This is a genomic window from Enterococcus caccae ATCC BAA-1240 (genome assembly GCF_000407145.1).
Lineage (GTDB): Bacteria > Bacillota > Bacilli > Lactobacillales > Enterococcaceae > Enterococcus_L > Enterococcus_L caccae.
Window position 1 is genome coordinate 15,523 of record NZ_KE136475.1, and the last position, 19,110, is coordinate 34,632.

The 19,110-nt window shown below is 37.1% G+C and carries 15 protein-coding genes; 10 read left to right on the forward strand and 5 right to left on the reverse strand.

What is annotated here, in order from left to right:
* Nucleotides 1-225: 225 nt before the first annotated feature.
* Nucleotides 226-1,212 carry a biotin--[acetyl-CoA-carboxylase] ligase gene (locus I580_RS12870; protein ID WP_010771948.1) on the reverse strand — a complete coding sequence of 329 codons (987 nt, stop codon included), beginning with the start codon at nucleotides 1,210-1,212 and terminating at the stop codon, nucleotides 226-228.
* Nucleotides 1,213-1,502: 290 nt separating this feature from the next.
* Here I580_RS12870 and I580_RS12875 point away from each other — a divergent pair, with 290 nt between their 5' ends.
* Nucleotides 1,503-2,099 (forward strand): hypothetical protein, encoded by a 597-nt coding sequence (locus I580_RS12875; protein WP_010771949.1) that lies wholly within the window; start codon nucleotides 1,503-1,505, stop codon nucleotides 2,097-2,099.
* Between the two features lie 213 nt (nucleotides 2,100-2,312).
* Nucleotides 2,313-2,525 carry a zinc ribbon domain-containing protein gene (locus I580_RS12880; RefSeq protein WP_010771950.1) on the forward strand — a complete coding sequence of 71 codons (213 nt, stop codon included), beginning with the start codon at nucleotides 2,313-2,315 and terminating at the stop codon, nucleotides 2,523-2,525.
* A gap of 83 nt (nucleotides 2,526-2,608) precedes the next feature.
* On the opposite strand, the gene I580_RS12885 is transcribed toward I580_RS12880, so the two are convergent.
* The 3 genes from I580_RS12885 to I580_RS12895 all read right to left on the reverse strand — a co-directional run bounded on the left by I580_RS12885 (nucleotide 2,609) and on the right by I580_RS12895 (nucleotide 5,436).
* The gene (locus I580_RS12885) at nucleotides 2,609-3,412 is read right to left on the reverse strand and encodes an ABC transporter ATP-binding protein (protein ID WP_010771951.1); all 804 of its coding nucleotides are present in this window, start codon (nucleotides 3,410-3,412) and stop codon (nucleotides 2,609-2,611) included.
* Entirely contained in the window at nucleotides 3,412-4,362 is a 951-nt protein-coding gene (locus I580_RS12890; protein WP_010771952.1) for an ABC transporter permease, read from the reverse strand. The genes I580_RS12885 and I580_RS12890 overlap by 1 nt, the downstream gene beginning before the upstream one ends.
* 96 nt (nucleotides 4,363-4,458) lie before the next feature.
* On the reverse strand, nucleotides 4,459-5,436 hold the full coding sequence (locus tag I580_RS12895) for an ABC transporter substrate-binding protein (RefSeq protein ID WP_010771953.1): 978 nt from the start codon (nucleotides 5,434-5,436) through the stop codon (nucleotides 4,459-4,461).
* A gap of 492 nt (nucleotides 5,437-5,928) precedes the next feature.
* On the opposite strand from I580_RS12895, the gene I580_RS12900 reads away from it, so the two are divergent.
* From I580_RS12900 to rpoC, 3 genes are all read left to right on the forward strand, one after another.
* Entirely contained in the window at nucleotides 5,929-6,501 is a 573-nt protein-coding gene (locus I580_RS12900) for a hypothetical protein (protein ID WP_010771954.1), read from the forward strand.
* Nucleotides 6,502-6,866: 365 nt separating this feature from the next.
* The gene (rpoB, locus tag I580_RS12905) at nucleotides 6,867-10,484 is read left to right on the forward strand and encodes a DNA-directed RNA polymerase subunit beta (RefSeq protein ID WP_010771955.1); all 3,618 of its coding nucleotides are present in this window, start codon (nucleotides 6,867-6,869) and stop codon (nucleotides 10,482-10,484) included.
* A gap of 137 nt (nucleotides 10,485-10,621) precedes the next feature.
* On the forward strand, nucleotides 10,622-14,275 hold the full coding sequence (gene rpoC / locus I580_RS12910; protein ID WP_010771956.1) for a DNA-directed RNA polymerase subunit beta': 3,654 nt from the start codon (nucleotides 10,622-10,624) through the stop codon (nucleotides 14,273-14,275).
* Nucleotides 14,276-14,323: 48 nt separating this feature from the next.
* Here rpoC and I580_RS12915 read toward each other — a convergent pair whose 3' ends face one another.
* A complete protein-coding gene (locus I580_RS12915) occupies nucleotides 14,324-15,043 on the reverse strand; it encodes a glucosamine-6-phosphate deaminase (protein ID WP_010771957.1) in 720 nt (239 codons plus the stop codon).
* 244 nt (nucleotides 15,044-15,287) lie between these two features.
* Here I580_RS12915 and I580_RS12920 point away from each other — a divergent pair, with 244 nt between their 5' ends.
* From I580_RS12920 to I580_RS12940, 5 genes are all read left to right on the forward strand, one after another.
* On the forward strand, nucleotides 15,288-16,184 hold the full coding sequence (locus I580_RS12920; protein WP_010771958.1) for a helix-turn-helix domain-containing protein: 897 nt from the start codon (nucleotides 15,288-15,290) through the stop codon (nucleotides 16,182-16,184).
* 401 nt (nucleotides 16,185-16,585) lie between these two features.
* Entirely contained in the window at nucleotides 16,586-16,792 is a 207-nt protein-coding gene (locus tag I580_RS12925) for a hypothetical protein (protein WP_010771959.1), read from the forward strand.
* A 33-nt stretch (nucleotides 16,793-16,825) separates the two neighbouring features.
* Nucleotides 16,826-17,722: an ABC transporter ATP-binding protein gene (locus I580_RS12930; RefSeq protein ID WP_010771960.1), complete on the forward strand. Its 897-nt coding sequence runs from the start codon at nucleotides 16,826-16,828 to the stop codon at nucleotides 17,720-17,722.
* 12 nt (nucleotides 17,723-17,734) lie between these two features.
* The gene (locus tag I580_RS12935) at nucleotides 17,735-18,457 is read left to right on the forward strand and encodes a hypothetical protein (protein ID WP_010771961.1); all 723 of its coding nucleotides are present in this window, start codon (nucleotides 17,735-17,737) and stop codon (nucleotides 18,455-18,457) included.
* Nucleotides 18,458-18,484: 27 nt separating this feature from the next.
* On the forward strand, nucleotides 18,485-19,048 hold the full coding sequence (locus I580_RS12940; RefSeq protein ID WP_010771962.1) for a hypothetical protein: 564 nt from the start codon (nucleotides 18,485-18,487) through the stop codon (nucleotides 19,046-19,048).
* Nucleotides 19,049-19,110 lie beyond the last annotated feature (62 nt).

Below are 19,110 nucleotides of genomic sequence, written 5' to 3' on the forward strand. Positions count from 1 at the left end.
AGTTACCTATTTGCGGAGAAAATTCACAAAACTGAAATTATCTTGGTGAGGAAGCACGAAGTAACATCAGCATCTATTAAGACGGGACTATTTGAGCTAGTGAATGGCTAAAACTCAGGTACTTCTTGCTTCTTTTCGTGGCTTCCACCGATTATTCACATTTCGGGTGTAAAACAAAAGTGATTTTTACTTTTGTCCCACACTCATATTGTTCTAATTTGGCTACTAAGTCGCTGGATTTATACTACTTAAGCTGATTTCACCAGAAGAAAGGATCTTTTCTGAGTTGTCGGGAAGTTGGACAACTAATTCACCATGATCATTGATGGCAACTGCAGTCCCTTCATATTCAATGCCTGATTGAGTAAATGAAACAGTTTTCCCAAGGACAAAGGATTTTTGGCGATATTCTTCTAAGAAACGTTCTTCAGGTAGCTGATTTAGTATGTTATAAAATTGATTCCAAATTTCTCCAATCAATTCGTTTCGTGTAATAGTGGGTTCATTTTCTGGAAATAGAGAGGTTGCTTTTCCTCTTAATTCTTTTGGAAATTCCTGTTGTTTTAAAGAAAAATTGATTCCCATCCCAATGATGACATTTGAAATTTGTCCTGACTCCACATCGCTCATGGCTTCTGATAGAATACCGCAGACTTTTTTCCCGTTTATATAAATATCATTGACCCATTTGATTTCAGTTTGTTCTGAGGTCAAGTTATCCATCGCACGAGCAACTGCTACAGCCATGATCACTGTGTACTGAGCCATTTCTTCGAAGTTTTGATTAGGTCGTAACAACATGCTCATGTAGATGCCGCTGCCTGCTTTTGAGAAGAAAGGGCGACCAAACCGCCCTTTTGGAGCTTCTTGAGTGTCAGCAACAATTAAGGTATTATTTGCTTCTCCGTTGATTGCTGCTAATTTAGCATCTTTCATTGTGGATTCTGAGGAATTCAGAACAGTGATCGAAAGTTTCGGTGTTTCAGGATTCAGCGTTAAATAAATGCCTTCTGCAGATAAAACATCTGATCGGTCATAACAGTAACCTTTATTGCGGCTACTAGAAATATGATGTCCTTCTTTTTTCAATTCGTTGATTGCTTTCCAGATCGCTGTTCGAGATAAAGAAAGTTGTTGCGCCATTTCTTCTCCTGAAATAAATTCTGGTGCCTGTTTCAATAATAATGTTAACACCTGGCTTTTCGTAGACATATACTTCGCTCCTTTATAGTAGTTTCATTGTATCTGATGGGAGGAAGGCGGGTCAACCACAATACGGTTGAAAAATGGTGATTCGGGTAAATGTCAGATGCTTGGCATGTTTTAGATTTTTTGTTTGAAGGGTTAAACAGTATAGCATGTCAATTCTTCGCTATTTGAACCATTATTGGATTTTGAAAGAGTGGGAATAAATGATAGAATTGAGGGAAATGATTTGGGGAATATGACAAAAGTTGGTCCTTATTTCTTTATAAATATATATGCAAAAAAGGAGTAAAAATATGAAAAAATGGATGTTGGTAACATCACTAATGTTGTTATTGTCAGGTTGTGGCAGTACAAATAAGGAAGTTGATGTAAAAAAAGAAGAAACAAAAGAAACGCTTTCCACAGTTGAAACAATTAAACCGCCTAAGCAAAAAAAAGTTTCATTGAGGGAAGTTGATTTTCAAATAATGGAAACGCCTTATAAAATGGATGTTTTAGAAAACTGGGTTGCAGAAAAGCCAGAAGAGCATATGGAACTGGGTATGGGCGATGAGAATAAAGGTGAATATATAGGGGTTTACGCTACGGAAAAAATAGACTTTGAAAGTTTTGATGCTTTTAAACAAAGCTTTATAGAACAAATGATGGTAGATGGAAATCTGCAATTAGTAGGAGATAAGGTAGAGAAACAACCATGTCAAACGGTACATTATTCAGGAGAAGAAGTATGGGCTGTCACAAAAGATAATGGCATTTTGATAGAAATTCACCATTATTTACTAGAAACTGAAACCGCATATGTAGGGATTGATATAATTGCTGTTCCATCATTTTTTGAAAAAAATACAGAGACTGTTGTAGATATTCTTAATTCCTTTGTTGCGATTTAAAGAAATTGGAATCACAGGAGAAAGCTATTTTTCTTAAAAGGTGTTGTGTCAATAATGATAGGTTAATCGACTTTGGCTATACCATCTACAATACGGCTGAAAGAGGAGGTGAAAATCCTTCTTAGGATGTATGATTTCTTTTTGAAAGCTTGTTATACTTAAATGGTAGGAACGAGAAACAATCGTAATGATTTAGAGATGGAGTGGGGAAGAATGGAAAAGCAACAATATGTTTGTGATAAGTGTGGCAATACACATTATGTATCAGATCAGTTTCAAGCCACAGGTGGAAATTTTTCGAAGATATTTGATATACAAAATAAAAAATTTATCACAGTTAGCTGCACGAGATGTGGATTTACGGAATTGTATCGTGGACAAACATCCGATGGCTGGAATGTTTTAGATTTTTTAATGGGTGGATAATAATCATTGAGGTGGATAATAATCATTGAGGTGGATAAAAAAGGAATCGGATTGCACGACGCAATCCGATTCCTTTTTTATCTTTAAACTAACAATAATTGATCATCTTTTAATTCTGTGCCACTGTTTTTATGAAACATGTCCATTAATTCATTAACGGTCAAATCTTTTTTCTGCTCGGCAGGTACGTCTACCACAACTTGACCTTGATGAAGCATGATTAAACGATTACCGTACCGAATGGCATCTTCCATATCATGTGTTACCATAAATGCCGTTAAATTTTGCTCTTGGATCAACTTTTCAGTCAGTTCCATGACCGTAATTGAGGTTTTAGGATCAAGTGCTGCAGTATGTTCATCTAGTAAAATCAACTCAGGGCGAATCAACGTTGCCATCAGTAAGGTAATTGCTTGACGCTGTCCGCCAGATAACAAGCCAATTTCTGCACCTAAACGATTTTCAAGACCTAAATTTAAACTAGCTAACTGTTCTTTAAAAAAAGTGCGATCAGCTTTGCGAACGCCGTTGCCTAAACCACGTTTTTTACCACGCTTCATAGCAAGCGCCATATTCTCCTCCACAGTCAAACGAACAGCGGTCCCCATCTTAGGATCTTGGAAAACACGGCTGATCTGTTTGGAGCGAGCGACAACGCGCTGTTTAGTGATGTCTTTGCCATTTAAAGCTAATTGGCCTTCTTCAATCGGTAAAGTTCCTGCGATACTGTTTAATAACGTTGATTTACCAGCGCCATTTCCACCTATGATCGTAATGAATTCCCCTTGATTGATTGTTAAATCAATCCCTTTTAATACGTGATTTTCATTGACTGTTCCACGTTCAAAATATTGGTGTAGGTTTTTGATTGTTAATACAGGCTCCATTAATTTGCGCCCCCTTTACGTTTTCCAAGTTTAGAAAGTCCTAATTTTTTTTGAATCAGTGGTGAAGATAAACAAATAACTAGAATGATTGCGGAGAATAATTTCAAGTCTGCTGGATCAACACGTAGCTCTAAAACGCACGCAAGGATGAAACGGTACAAAATAGCACCAATCACAATGGTGATCAAACGTAGACCTAGTGATTTATTTTTAAAGAGAACTTCGGCAATGATGATCGAAGCAAGTCCGATAACGATGGTTCCAATTCCTGAGTTTAAATCTGCAAAGTTATTATTTTGTACAAGCAAAGCGCCAGCCAACGCGATACAACCATTTGAGAGCATATAGCCGATGATTTTCATGTTGTCTGTTTTGATTCCGTTAGCTTCACTCATATCGATATTATCGCCTGTTGCACGAGTGGCTAAGCCAATTTCAGTTTTGAAAAATAGAACGAGCAAGACGATAACTAAAAGCACGATGATCAAACCGACAACGATGGCACTGTTGATTTTCGTTAAGCCTAATGACTGAGCATGAGAGAAAATCGAATCTGTTCCAATCAAAGAAATATTTGGAGCGCCCATGATTCGTGAGTTGATACTATAAAGTCCAGTCATAGTGATGATTCCAGCTAATAAAGCGGGGATTTTTAATTTTGTGTGTAAAAGTCCAGAAACAAGACCTGCTAACATGCCAGCGATAAACGCAATAATCAATGCAACGATTGGGGCTATCATATAATGAATATCGAATAAAGATTGGATCGGTGCGGGCCAAGTAGTAGGATCTTTCGCTAAAATAACCGCTGCAACAGCTCCGCCTAAGGGAAAACTTCCTTCAGTAGTCAAATCAGCAATGTCTAAAATACGGTAAGTCAGAAAGACTCCGATAGCTAGTAAAGACCAAAGAAGGCCTTGAGAGGTTGAGGAAAGTAATATGTCTAACAATAAAATCAGCTTCTTTCAATAAGTTTTATGTAGAGGTCGAGCGAAAAGCGTTTAGCTGAGAGCTAATTACTTTTCAACTCAACATTTATTCAGATATTAAGGTGCTTTGATAGTATCTGGATCGATATCCAAGGCTTTTGCCATCTCTTTATTTACGAATAGTTCTAAGTCTTTGGCTTTTTCAACAGGCATGTCAGCAGGTTTTGCTTCACCTTTTAGAATTTTCGCCGCCATTACACCTGTTTGTTTACCAAGTGATTTATAATCGATCCCGACTGTTGCTAATCCACCTTCTTCTACTTGCTCGATCGAACCAGCGATAACAGGGATTTTGTGTTCTTTGGCTACTTCACCGATGACAGCTGCCGCCGAAGCAAATGTGTTGTCTGTTGGAATGTAAATTGCATCGACATCTTTTGCTAAGCTAGTTGTTACTTGCTGCACGTCATTGGTTGAGTTAGCAGTTAAAACTTTTGACTTGATTCCAGCATCTTTTAAAGCTTTTTCTGCCATGTCTGCTTGTATTTTAGAATTTGCTTCACCTGCGTTATACATAATTCCGACAGTTTTTGCCTCTGGGACGATGTTCAACAATAAGGCGATTTGTTTGTCGATTGGGACGATGTCTGTAGTTCCAGTTACGTTTCCACCGGGTTTTTCATCTGATTTTACTAATTTAGCGCTGACTAAGTCGGTAACTGCTGTGACTAGGATCGGAATATCTGAGGTTTCATTTAGCAAAGATTGTGCAGCAGGTGTTGCAATGCCTAAAAGTAAGTCTGGTTTTTCTTTGACTAATTTTTCGCTCATACTTTTTAATTGTGCTTGATCGTTTTGGGCATTACTGTAGTCAATCGTTAAGTTATCGCCTTCTTTAAAACCATTTTCGGCTAATCCTTCTTTGAACCCTTCAAATGCAGCATCTAATGAGCCATGTTCAACGGGTTGTAAAACACCGATTTTTTTATTATCACTATTTGAACCGCTGTCTGTTTTTTTCCCATCTCCACATGCACCAAGAGCCAATAATGCTAACGCTGATACGATACTTAGTCCTACTAGTTTCTTTTTCATTCTGATTCCTCCAGTTTTAGTTGATGTTGATAAAACAAAAAATCCATTCAGACAATATGCCTAAATGGATTGATAAAAGTCGTAAGTAAACACTTCTTTATTCGCCACTTAGGATTGTCTACGTGGCCGTTTGTTCAGTACAAAGCGCTCTAGCCATCATAGATACAAAAACAGGTTTTTGCTGTTTGTACCCACGATTGCATGAATACAAAACTATCTAAAGTAGCTAAAGTAAGCTTTATTCAGTTGTGCGTTGATTGAGTGTGTCATAAAAATCCCTCCGCAAATTGAATTGTGTTTAGTATAAAGGAAAAGTAAGCCAAATGTCAACAGATTATTTTAAATTTTCTGAACATTCATATAAAGGATGTGATTTTGTGAATTTTTTAAATTAATCGTAATAGACCCCATTGAAATAGATATCTTTGTGAATTTAAACGATTTCATGCTACTATTTAATTGAATAAATAGTAAATAATTAGGAGGATGTATATGATTTCAAAAAAATTGATTACATTAGGAACATTAGCAGCAACAGTATTGGTGTTAGGTGCATGTAACAGTGATAATAAAGCTTCTAAAGACAGTTCGTCTGATAGCAAAACAGAAACATCAATGAGTTCAAGTGTGGATGCAGTAAGTGGTGCGTCAATCAGTGACAAACCAGAAGTAATCGAAAAAGCATTAAGTAAAGATGGTAACTGGATCGTTGCAGCAACAGCAGATTTGACATTTGATAAAGATGTGACTGTTGCAGGTGAGTTTCATGATAAAGGTGAAAAATCTGGCGATATTTATAGAAAACTAGCATTATACGCACAAGATTCAGATAAAAAAGTGACAGCTGAGTATACAGTAACAGTTCCACAACTAATCGTTGAAACAGAAAACTTCAATATTGTGAACGGAACTGTTAAAGGGGATATTTTAGTTAAAGCAAATGGCTTTGTTTTAAACGGAACAAAAGTTGAGGGTAAAGTGACGTTTGAAAAAGAAGAATATAAAACGTCTGCAACGTTAGACAAAGAAGGCGCTGAAGTTACTGGCGACGTGACTGTTCAGTAAGCTAGGTTTCATAGAAATAGTAGGAAGACACTCGTTTTTTATCGAGTGTCTTTTTTGAAAAATTTTAGCTCTATTTAACTTCCAAAAACCCTTGACTTTTACTATAGAAGGAAGTAAAATGTATAGATGCAAAAACTATCTGAAAAATGACAAAGCAGGAGCGAAATATTGTCCGTTCCGGTTTTTAATAGGGAAACAAAAGTAGAAACGCACGAGAAATTTTCAAGAGCACATTCTATTTTTGGTTTTTTTTTGCCTAAAAACTGCAAAAAATGCTCAATATTACAGATATTTAATATTTGTAATATTAAAGAAATATTTTCGGTTAGTGTTTTGATAGACTTTTAATTAGAGGAGTGAAGAGCTTGGCTGGACACGTAGTAAAATACGGAAAACACCGCGAACGTAGAAGTTTCGCCCGGATCAGTGAAGTGTTAGAGTTACCTAACTTGATCGAAATTCAAACAGACTCTTACCAATGGTTTTTAGATGAAGGATTAAGAGAAATGTTTGAGGACATTTTACCGATCGATGATTTTCAAGGAAACTTATCTTTGGAATTTGTGGATTATGAATTAAAAGAACCTAAGTATACGGTAGAAGAAGCGCGTGCACATGACGCAAACTATTCTGCACCGTTACACGTTACTCTACGATTGACGAACCGTGAATCTGGAGAAATCAAATCACAAGAAGTATTCTTCGGTGATTTCCCTCTAATGACTGAAATGGGAACATTCATTATCAATGGTGCAGAACGTGTTATCGTTTCTCAATTAGTGCGTTCACCAGGCGTTTATTTCCATGGAAAAGTAGATAAAAATGGTAAAGAAGGCTTTGGCTCAACAGTAATCCCTAACCGTGGTGCATGGTTAGAAATGGAAACTGATGCAAAAGACATTTCTTACGTACGTATCGACCGTACACGTAAAATTCCTTTAACTGTATTAGTTCGTGCTTTAGGATTTGGCTCTGACGATACGATTTTTGAAATTTTCGGTGAAAGTTTAAGTTTACGTAATACAATCGAAAAAGATTTACACAAAAATGCGAGCGATTCTCGTACTGAAGAAGGATTAAAAGACATCTATGAGCGTCTTCGACCTGGTGAGCCGAAAACGGCAGATAGTTCTCGTAACTTGCTGAATGCTCGTTTCTTCGATCCAAAACGTTATGATTTAGCGAACGTTGGTCGTTACAAAGTCAACAAAAAATTAGACTTGAAAACTCGTCTATTGAACCTAACTTTAGGAGAAACATTGATCGATGCTGAAACTGGCGAAATCATTGTTGAAAAAGGCACAGTGTTAACGCACCAAGTAATGGAAACATTAGGTGAACATATCGATAACGGCTTAAACAGCGTAACGTATTACCCAAGTGAAGATGGTGTGGTTACTGAACCAATGACTGTTCAAGTAATCAAGGTTCTTTCTCCAAAAGATCCAGAGCGCATCGTTAACGTAATCGGTAATGGCTATCCTGATACAAGTGTGAAAACAGTTCGTCCAGCAGATATCGTCGCTTCAATGAGTTATTTCTTTAACTTACAAGAAGACATCGGTAACGTGGATGATATCGATCACTTAGGAAACCGTCGTATTCGTTCAGTTGGTGAATTACTACAAAATCAATTCCGTATTGGTTTAGCTCGTATGGAGCGTGTGGTTCGTGAAAGAATGTCTATTCAAGACACTGAAACATTGACACCACAACAATTGATCAATATTCGTCCAGTTGTTGCAAGTATCAAAGAATTCTTTGGTTCTTCTCAGTTATCACAATTCATGGATCAAACAAATCCTCTAGGTGAGTTGACACACAAACGTCGTCTATCTGCCTTAGGACCTGGTGGTTTGACTCGTGACCGTGCCGGCTATGAAGTTCGAGACGTTCACTATTCCCACTATGGCCGTATGTGTCCGATCGAAACGCCTGAGGGCCCGAATATCGGATTGATCAATAGCTTGTCAAGTTATGCCAAAGTCAACAAATTCGGCTTTATCGAAACACCGTATCGTCGTGTGGATCGTGCTACAGGAAAAGTAACAGATAAAGTAGATTACCTAACTGCTGACACAGAGGATCACTACATCGTAGCGCAAGCAAACTCACGCTTGAATGAAGATGGAACGTTCGCTGAAGAATTAGTAATGGCTCGTTTACAAAGTGAAAACCTTGAAGTAACGATCGATAGAGTCGATTACATGGACGTTTCACCTAAACAGGTAGTAGCAGTTGCGACAGCATGTATTCCTTTCTTGGAAAACGATGACTCCAACCGTGCCTTGATGGGTGCCAACATGCAACGTCAAGCAGTACCGTTGATCCAACCTCGTTCACCACTTGTGGGAACTGGTATGGAATACAAGTCAGCACATGACTCGGGTGCCGCTTTACTATGTAAACATGATGGTGTCGTTGAATATGTGGATGCATCAGAAGTACGCGTTCGCCGTGACAATGGCGCATTAGATAAATATATGGTCACAAAATTCCGTCGTTCAAATTCAGGTACAAGTTACAACCAACGTCCAATCGTTCTTTTAGGCGAAAAAGTTGAAAAAGGCGATACATTAGCAGATGGACCTTCTATGGAAGAAGGCGAAATGGCTTTAGGACAAAACGTCCTTGTCGGATTTATGACATGGGAAGGGTATAACTACGAGGATGCGATCATCATGAGCCGTCGTTTGGTGAAAGATGATGTCTATACTTCTATCCATATTGAAGAATATGAATCAGAAGCTCGTGATACCAAATTAGGCCCTGAAGAAATCACTCGTGAAATTCCAAACGTCGGGGAAGATGCTTTGAAAGATCTTGACGAAATGGGAATTATCCGTATCGGTGCTGAAGTCAAAGATGGTGATCTATTAGTAGGTAAAGTAACGCCTAAAGGGGTAACAGAGTTATCTGCTGAAGAACGTTTACTACATGCAATCTTTGGTGAAAAAGCACGTGAAGTTCGTGATACATCTCTACGTGTACCTCACGGTGGCGGCGGAATCGTTCATGATGTGAAAATCTTTACTCGTGAAGCCGGAGACGAATTATCTCCAGGCGTAAACATGTTAGTTCGTGTGTATATCGTTCAAAAACGTAAAATCAACGAAGGCGATAAAATGGCCGGTCGTCATGGTAATAAAGGGGTTGTATCCCGTATTATGCCGGAAGAAGATATGCCATTCTTGCCAGATGGTACACCAATCGATATCATGTTGAACCCACTAGGGGTGCCATCGCGTATGAACATCGGACAAGTACTAGAATTGCACTTGGGTATGGCTGCTCGTCAGTTAGGTATCCACATTGCAACACCAGTATTCGATGGTGCGAATGATGATGATGTTTGGGAAACAGTTCGTGAAGCTGGTATGGCTAGTGACGCGAAAACAGTTCTTTACGACGGACGTACAGGTGAACCATTTGATAACCGTATCTCTGTTGGTGTGATGTACATGATCAAATTGGCCCACATGGTCGATGATAAATTACATGCCCGTTCTATTGGACCATACTCACTTGTTACCCAACAACCACTTGGAGGTAAAGCTCAATTTGGTGGACAACGTTTTGGGGAGATGGAAGTATGGGCACTGGAAGCATACGGTGCAGCTTACACATTACAAGAAATCTTAACGTACAAATCTGATGACGTAGTCGGTCGTGTGAAAACATACGAAGCCATCGTCAAAGGTGAACCAATTCCAAAACCAGGCGTACCAGAATCATTCCGCGTATTGGTGAAAGAATTACAATCACTTGGATTAGATATGCGCGTATTGGACATCGAAGAACAAGAAATCGAATTACGTGATATGGATGACGATGATGATGACTTGATTACAGTTGATGCCCTAACAAAATTTGCCGAACAACAATCAGCGAAACAATTAGAAAAAGAAGCAGCTGAAGCAAAAGAAGCAGCAGAAGAAGTAGCTGTTCAGAACTTCGAAACAGCGGAAGATACTCAAGACTAGTTGTTTTACATTTTGTATAAAGTGCCAATGAAATCCGTTGGTTTTGGGCTAGAAAAATCATATTGATTTTTCTAACTCCGAACCAAGGTGAATAGCTCATTCAGCTTTTCTAACTAATTGAATGGAGGGAATCCCTTTTGATCGATGTAAATAAATTCGAAAGTATGCAAATAGGTTTGGCTTCTCCAGAAAAGATCAGAAGCTGGTCTTACGGTGAAGTAAAGAAACCCGAAACGATTAACTACCGTACGCTAAAACCTGAACGTGAAGGGTTGTTCTGTGAACGTATTTTCGGTCCAACTAAAGACTGGGAATGTGCGTGTGGGAAATATAAACGTATTCGTTATAAAGGTATCGTTTGTGACCGTTGTGGTGTAGAAGTGACTCGTTCTAAAGTTCGTCGTGAACGTATGGGACATATTGAGTTAGCAGCACCTGTTTCACATATCTGGTATTTTAAAGGTATTCCATCTCGTATGGGACTTGTTTTAGACATGAGTCCGCGTGCGTTGGAAGAAATCATTTACTTTGCATCTTATGTAGTAATTGATGCCGGAGATACTTCTTTAGAGAAAAAACAATTATTAACAGAGCGTGAGTACCGTGATAAACGTGATCAATATGGTCAAGGTTTTTCTGCAGCAATGGGTGCAGAAGCGGTTAAACAGTTATTAGATAATGTTGACTTAGATGGCGAAGTAGCTCAACTAAAAGAAGAGTTGAAATCTGCCCAAGGTCAAAAAAGAACACGTGCAATCCGTCGTTTGGATATTTTAGAAGCATTCCGTGCCTCTGGAAATCTACCAAGCTGGATGGTTATGGATGTTATTCCTGTAATCCCACCAGATTTACGCCCAATGGTTCAACTAGAAGGTGGACGTTTTGCAACAAGTGATTTGAATGACTTATATCGTCGTGTAATCAACCGTAACAATCGTTTGAAACGTTTATTAGATTTAAATGCGCCAAACATCATTGTTCAAAATGAAAAACGTATGCTGCAAGAAGCAGTCGATGCGTTGATCGATAATGGTCGTCGTGGTCGTCCTGTTACAGGGCCAGGTAACCGTCCATTGAAATCTCTTTCTCATATGTTAAAAGGGAAACAAGGTCGTTTCCGTCAAAACTTACTAGGTAAGCGTGTAGATTACTCTGGTCGTTCAGTTATCGTCGTAGGACCTAACTTGAAGATGTACCAATGTGGTTTACCAAAAGAAATGGCGATTGAATTATTCAAACCATTTGTAATGCGTGAACTAGTTCAGCGCGAAATCGCAACAAACATCAAAAACGCAAAACGTAAAATCGAACGCGGAGAAGATGAAGTTTGGGATATCTTAGAAGAAGTTATTCAAGAGCATCCAGTATTGCTTAACCGAGCACCTACACTACACAGACTTGGTATCCAAGCCTTTGAACCAGTGTTAGTTGAAGGTCGTGCAATCCGTCTTCATCCATTAGTCTGTGAAGCTTATAATGCCGATTTCGATGGAGACCAAATGGCCGTTCACGTTCCGTTGAACGAAGAAGCACAAGCGGAAGCACGTATGCTGATGTTAGCTGCTCAAAACATTTTGAATCCAAAAGATGGTAAACCAGTTGTAACACCTTCTCAAGATATGGTCTTAGGAAACTATTACCTAACAATGGAAGAAGATGGACGTGAAGGGGAAGGTATGATCTTCCGCGACATGAACGAAGCTGTTTTAGCATGGCGTAATGGATACGTGCATTTACATTCACGTATCGGTGTTCAAACAACCTTACTTGGCGACAAACCATTTACGGATTGGCAAAAAGAACGTATTTTGATCACAACAGTAGGTAAGATCATCTTTAATGAAATCATGCCTGTAGAATTCCCTTACTTGAATGAGCCAACAGATTACAACTTAACTGTGCAAACACCTGATAATTATTTTGTAGAAGCTGGTACAGATATTCCTGCTCATATTAAAGAACAAGAATTAGTCTTACCATTCAAGAAGAAAAACTTAGGAAATATTATCGCTGAAGTATTCAAGAGATTCCATATCACTGAAACTTCTAAGATGCTTGATAGAATGAAAGACTTAGGTTATAAACATTCTACCCATGCTGGTATGACTGTTGGTATCGCTGATATCATGGTATTGCATGAGAAACAAGAGATCATCGATGATGCGCATAAACAAGTCGAAAATATTACGAAACAATTCCGTCGTGGTCTGATTACAGATGACGAACGTTATGAACGTGTTATTGCTGTTTGGAATAAAGCCAAAGATGAGATCCAACAAAAACTGATCGAAAGTATGGATGCTAAAAATCCAATCTTCATGATGTCAGATTCTGGAGCCCGTGGTAACATCTCCAACTTTACTCAGCTTGCTGGTATGCGTGGACTGATGGCCGCACCGAACGGACGCATCATGGAACTACCGATCATCTCGAACTTCCGTGAAGGACTTTCTGTCTTGGAAATGTTTATCTCTACCCATGGAGCTCGTAAAGGGATGACCGATACAGCCTTGAAGACTGCCGATTCAGGTTACTTGACTCGTCGTTTAGTTGACGTTGCCCAAGATGTTATCATTCGTGAAGATGATTGTGGAACTGACCGTGGTCTAGTGATTCAATCTATTCGTGAAGGGAATGAAATCATTGAACCTTTAGAAGAACGTTTACTAGGGCGTTACACTCGTAAATCAGTGATGCATCCTGAAACTGGCAAAATGATTATTGGCGAAGATCAACTGATTTCAGAAGATCTTGCAAGAGAAATCGTAGATGCTGGTGTTGAAACTGTAACGATCCGTTCCGTATTTACATGTAACACGAAACATGGTGTATGTAAACACTGTTACGGCCGTAACTTAGCAACTGGTTCAGGTGTTGAAGTTGGGGAAGCAGTTGGTACAATTGCCGCTCAATCAATCGGTGAACCTGGTACTCAGTTAACAATGCGTACGTTCCATACAGGTGGGGTTGCTGGAGATGATATTACTCAAGGTCTACCTCGTGTCCAAGAAATCTTTGAAGCGCGTAATCCGAAAGGACAAGCAGTTATCACAGAAGTTACCGGTGAAGTGATCGATATTTCTGAAGATCCTGCAACACGTCAAAAAGAAGTAACAATCAAAGGGAAAACAGATACTCGTACGTATACAGTTCCTTATACAGCTCGTATGAAAGTTGCTGAAGGCGATACGATTCATCGTGGTGAACCATTGACAGAAGGTTCGATCGATCCTAAACAATTACTGCAAGTTCGCGATGTTTTATCAGTTGAAAACTACCTATTGCGTGAAGTACAACGTGTGTACCGTATGCAAGGGGTGGAAATCGGCGATAAACATATCGAGGTAATGGTTCGTCAAATGCTTCGTAAAGTTCGTGTCATGGATCCAGGTGACACTGAAATTTTACCAGGTACATTACTAGATATCGCTGAATTTAAAGATCGCAACTACGACACATTAGTAGCTGGCGGTGTTCCTGCAACAAGCCGTCCAGTCTTACTAGGAATCACAAAAGCATCATTAGAAACAAATAGTTTCTTATCTGCTGCGTCATTCCAAGAAACAACTCGTGTGTTAACAGATGCTGCGATCCGTGGTAAAAAAGACCCATTACTTGGTTTGAAAGAAAATGTTATCATTGGTAAGATCATCCCAGCTGGTACTGGTATGGCTCGTTACCGTAACATGGAACCAAAAGAAGTTGGCGTAGCGAGCGAAAATGTCTACAGTATCTCTGATATTGAAGCACAAATGGCTGCTGAAGATGCTTTGAATGAGTTGAATAAATAGCTAAACAGAAAAAGGCTTGAAATCAATCGATTTCAAGCCTTTTTTTAATTAGTGAAGCTCTGATGCAGCATCTTTATCTAAAACGATCGTTATGTTAGGGTGTGTTTGTAATAAAGATGCAGGAACTTCATTTGTAATTGGACCGAAGAATGCACGTTTGATGATAGCAGCTTTTTTCTTGCCTGTAGCAAAAAGCACAATTTCTTTGGCTTGCATCACGCTTTTTGGTCCCATCGTCACATAAAAGTCTGGGCGTTCATTTTCATCTCCGCCAACTTCACTTAATAAGATATCTTTCATATTTTCAGTGGCATTTTCTCCTACATAAGAAGTTAAATTTTCAAATTTGGTTGTTCCTGGCAGGTTTCCGCAATAATGACCATCTGCTCCGATTCCTAATAAAATCAAATCTAATCCGCCATCTTGCTCAATTCTTTTATCTTGAGTTTTGTAGTTATTTTCGTCTAAAGGATGAATCTGGCTTTCAGGAATGTCTGCTGGTTTAAAGAAAAGATTAGTGAGGTTTGTCATGGTTACGCCATATCCTTTTCTTTGTTTGAACGGGATCTCATCGAAGTTGTAATAATGAACATTATCAAGATAAGATTTGTTTTTTACATCTGAAACTAAGTATTCATACATTTTAATGGGTGTTGAGCCAGCGGTTATAGCTAAGTTTACTCGTTTTTGTTGGTACATTTTACCTAGTAGAATATTTGCAGCAACTCGGCTCATTTTTTCGTAGTTTTCTTCAATAATAATTTTCATTTTTTGAACAGCTCCTTCTTTTTATTTAACTTATCATATGGGAACCATCCCATGTCAATGGGATTTTATAGATGAAATGAGTTTAGTAGATATCTTTTGTATACCAATAAGTTCAGAATTACAGTTACTTGGTTGAAAGGCAGTCAATAAATGGAAAAATCTCCCCGATAAGTAGTTGTAATTATACTTAGACTAAAATATAATTAACATACTGAACGAATAGGGGGTTGAGGATGGTGAAATTATGGATATAAAGTTAGAATTAGGAAAAAAAATCCGTATGTTTCGAGAACAAAAAGGTCAAAGTAGAGAAGCGTTTTGTGATGATGAGCTAGAATTAACTGTTAGACAACTTTCTAGAATAGAAGCTGGAGAGTCATTACCCACACTACCGAAACTTACATATATATCAAAACAACTTTCTATACCTATTTCACACCTAATTAACGAAAATGAAATCACGTTGCCTAAACGTTATATCCAGTTGAAAATGAATTTGTTCAAAAGACCTCCGCAATATAATGATGCGATGAAAAAAATGGTCGAGGATACATTTGAGGAAATATATAAGGACTACTACGAGACTTTACCTGAAGAAGAGCAACTTTTAGTGGATACTGCTCAGGCGCACAATGATGTAAATCTTTCTAAGAAAATTGATTTTGGTGAGGGAATACTGCAAGATTATTTTTTTCAAATTAGAAAAAAAAAGGAGTATACTGAAAATGATTTGTTAATTATACATTTATATTTTGCCTGTTGTCATTATAAGCCATTCGATAATCAAGAGTTTGATACTTTGGTGGAGAAGATATTGGAACAAATCAATTACAGTTCAGAATTTGGCTTGATTATTCTAAATAGAATTCTAGTTACAATAGCTGGTCTATACATTATTTCTAATCGATATGATAGAATTTTAAATATTACAAAAATTTCAAATACCATCATGAAAATGAGTCAGGATTTTCATCAAAAGCCGATCATCGATATGCTTGAAGGAAAGCATTGGATGTATCTTAATGATTTAGAAAAGGCGAATAAAAAATATAATGATGCAATATTACTTGCTAAATTACATGGTGAGGAGTTACTATCGGATAGGATTAAGCAAGAATGGGAACAAGATCTAAATAGTTAATTGTAGACTGTGGAGACATAAATTATGTCTTCACGGTCTTTTTGTCTAATTATTTAAAAAGATTAATAACCGGACAAAGATGTCCTGTTAGAAAAAGACAGAAAACAGTAAAGTAATACATGTAAAGAGGACGCAGAACAAAAGATAGAACGATGCTTAAGAATTCTAGTAAGGATTATAAAAAATGACAAAGATGTCCTGTTGGAAAAAAGGATAAAACAGTAAAGTAATACATATCGGGAAGACCTAAATCGAAAAGGAAAGGAGGAATTAGAGTATGGAATTATGGAGTATTTTATGCGGATTTTGGTGGGAACTATAAGATGAATAATTTAAGTAAGTATAAAGTTATAACATGATAGATAAAAAATAATTAGCGAACAAAAAGAGAGGTGATATTCATGACAAATATAAAATATTTTATTAAAGATCAAGAAATCATACATAGAAAATTGGTTATTTTAAATGGTGGCAATGAAGATAAGCTACTAAAAATACTTAACAAAGGCGAGCTACTGAAAATTGTTATGCTCCCTCAAAAAACAGAAAAGGAATTACTTTTTGACTATTTGAATGTAGAAGATGTTGAAGTACTAGAAATAAAATGAAGAAAATCCAGTTAAATCATAGGAGTGATAAACATGCAGGAAGTTAGAATGAATAACTATTTATTAAAAACGAAGAGTTTAGTAAAAAAATATAAAGATTATCATGCAGTAAATGAAGTCTCAATGACGATCAATCAAGGAGATATTTACGGATTTATTGGCAAAAATGGTGCAGGTAAGACAACTTTTATTCGGATGTTAACGAATTTAATCGAGAAAAGTTCAGGTAGTATCGAATTTTTTAATGGTAAGGAAAAAATAAAAGTCGGTGCTGTAATAGAATCACCAGCATGTTATCCCTACCTATCTGCCCAAGAGAATTTGAATTATTATGCTATCCAAATGAATTTACCTGATAGGAAAAATCGTATTAAAGAAGTGCTTGAGTTTATTGGGCTAGGATCTGTTGGTAAGAAAATGTTTAAAGACTTTTCTTTAGGCATGAAGCAGCGCTTAGGTATTGGGTTAGCTATTTTAAATAACCCTAATCTACTTATTTTGGATGAACCAACTAATGGTTTGGACCCACAAGGGATAGTTGAAATTAGAGAAATCATAAAAAAATTAAATAGAGAGTACAAAACGACTATCTTAGTATCAAGTCACATTTTATCAGAATTATCCATGATAGCGACAAGATACGGAATCATTCATCAAGGAAAATTGATTAAAGAAGTGACAACACAAGAACTTGGGAATGAATGTAAAAAAACAATTCTATTATCGAGTATGGACAATCAAAAATGCCAGAATATTTTAGAAAAAGAAGGTTATGTCGTGAATAGTGATGACGTTGGGTTAGTAGTTAGTGCAGAAAAGTCTGAAATGCCAAGCATTTCTCAGGTTCTATTCAACAACCAATTGTATCTTACTTATTTTTCATACAAAGAAGAAAGTCTAGAAGACTACTATTTAAAACTAACAGAGTAGAGGGGAATTTATATGTTAAATCTATTAAAATCAGATACTTATAGAATTTTAAAAGGAAAACTTGGTTTTTATTCAGTCGCAGGTTTAATTATATTCGGAATATTTTTTGGAATAGTGAGAGATGATACGCCGAGTTTAGAAGTGATCCAAGATGGCTTATCCAGTGCTTCGATTTTTGTCTCAATTTTTATGATCAATATTTTTATTATTGTTTGGGGCCATGAGTTTACGAATCGGGTCGTCAATAATTCATTGATTTTTGGGATTAAAAGATGGGTATATTTTCTAAGTAAAGTTGCATTAACCTTTATTCTGGTATTTATCTTTTTAGTAATTTATACAGGATCATTAGCAAGTACGGTGTGGTTTACAGGTGGCGGGTTTTCTCTGTTTGAAATGGCAAAAATAATGCTATTACAACTGCCATTGTATTTTGCAGTCAGTCTTATAGGTGTGTTGTTGTTTAATGTAATTAAATCAAGTAATGTTGCAACTGCGGTATTTGTGGCACTAATTTTAGTAGGAGAAGGGCTCGCCTCAAGTTTTGTTTCAAGTTATTTTTCAGCAGCAAACTCATTATTAGACACGTTATTATTTACTAATATTAGACAATTGACGGACTATCAAAATGTATCAAACCAGACATTTGTAATTGTTTTTAGTAGTGCATTAGTTTACAGCATTATATTTTATGTATGCAGCTATACGTTGTTTAAAGAAAGAGATTTTAAATAATAAAAAGAGAAGAAAGAAGTGAATCATATGAAAAAGAAACTAATGATTTTGATCCTGGTGGTCGCAGCTGTTCTCCTTGTCGGCTATACAACGATGCGCTCAGATAAAACAACAAAAGATATAGCGAAAGAATGGAGCCTTTCAACAGATGTGATTGAATCGCTATCGTTATTGGGTGCAGAACAAAATGTTAAATCAACGATCATTGAAACGGATAAAGAAGAAACAGTCGTTAAATTAACTGGAAAAGTATCTGATAAAACAGAAAAAGAACTCAATAAGACAAAGGCTAAAAAAGAGAGTTTGGAAATTACATTATCTGATATAGATGGCTTCAAATTGATGCCAAGTAACGATGGGAAAAGTGAACTAGAAATGCAGATTTTCTTAGGCAAAAACGCAAGTATAAAACATTTAAAAATAGAGTCAATCGTAGGAAATGTTGATATTACTGTCCCACAAGATTTTCAAGGGAAGTATGTGACGACTGCCAAAAATGGCGGAGAAGTTTTAGAAGTTCCAGATACAAGTAAAGATCAGGATGAAGTTATAGAAATTAACACCATTGGAGATATTCGCATTAAAAAGTAAGGAGAATGTATTATGTATTGTTGAATAAAGTAAGTAAAAAGATAGACGCTTTAGTATTTTAT

What these genes read in the sequence shown, in the direction of transcription:
- I580_RS12925 (WP_010771959.1), top strand. Translation starts at nt 16,586, where the DNA reads ATGACAAATATAAAATATTTTATTAAAGATCAAGAAATCATACATAGA.
- I580_RS12870 (WP_010771948.1), bottom strand. Translation starts at nt 1,212, where the DNA reads ATGTCTACGAAAAGCCAGGTGTTAACATTATTATTGAAACAGGCACCA.
- I580_RS12900 (WP_010771954.1), top strand. Translation starts at nt 5,929, where the DNA reads ATGATTTCAAAAAAATTGATTACATTAGGAACATTAGCAGCAACAGTA.
- I580_RS12875 (WP_010771949.1), top strand. Translation starts at nt 1,503, where the DNA reads ATGAAAAAATGGATGTTGGTAACATCACTAATGTTGTTATTGTCAGGT.
- I580_RS12880 (WP_010771950.1), top strand. Translation starts at nt 2,313, where the DNA reads ATGGAAAAGCAACAATATGTTTGTGATAAGTGTGGCAATACACATTAT.
- I580_RS12885 (WP_010771951.1), bottom strand. Translation starts at nt 3,412, where the DNA reads ATGGAGCCTGTATTAACAATCAAAAACCTACACCAATATTTTGAACGT.
- I580_RS12895 (WP_010771953.1), bottom strand. Translation starts at nt 5,436, where the DNA reads ATGAAAAAGAAACTAGTAGGACTAAGTATCGTATCAGCGTTAGCATTA.
- I580_RS12935 (WP_010771961.1), top strand. Translation starts at nt 17,735, where the DNA reads ATGTTAAATCTATTAAAATCAGATACTTATAGAATTTTAAAAGGAAAA.
- I580_RS12940 (WP_010771962.1), top strand. Translation starts at nt 18,485, where the DNA reads ATGAAAAAGAAACTAATGATTTTGATCCTGGTGGTCGCAGCTGTTCTC.
- I580_RS12930 (WP_010771960.1), top strand. Translation starts at nt 16,826, where the DNA reads ATGCAGGAAGTTAGAATGAATAACTATTTATTAAAAACGAAGAGTTTA.
- I580_RS12915 (WP_010771957.1), bottom strand. Translation starts at nt 15,043, where the DNA reads ATGAAAATTATTATTGAAGAAAACTACGAAAAAATGAGCCGAGTTGCT.
- I580_RS12920 (WP_010771958.1), top strand. Translation starts at nt 15,288, where the DNA reads ATGGATATAAAGTTAGAATTAGGAAAAAAAATCCGTATGTTTCGAGAA.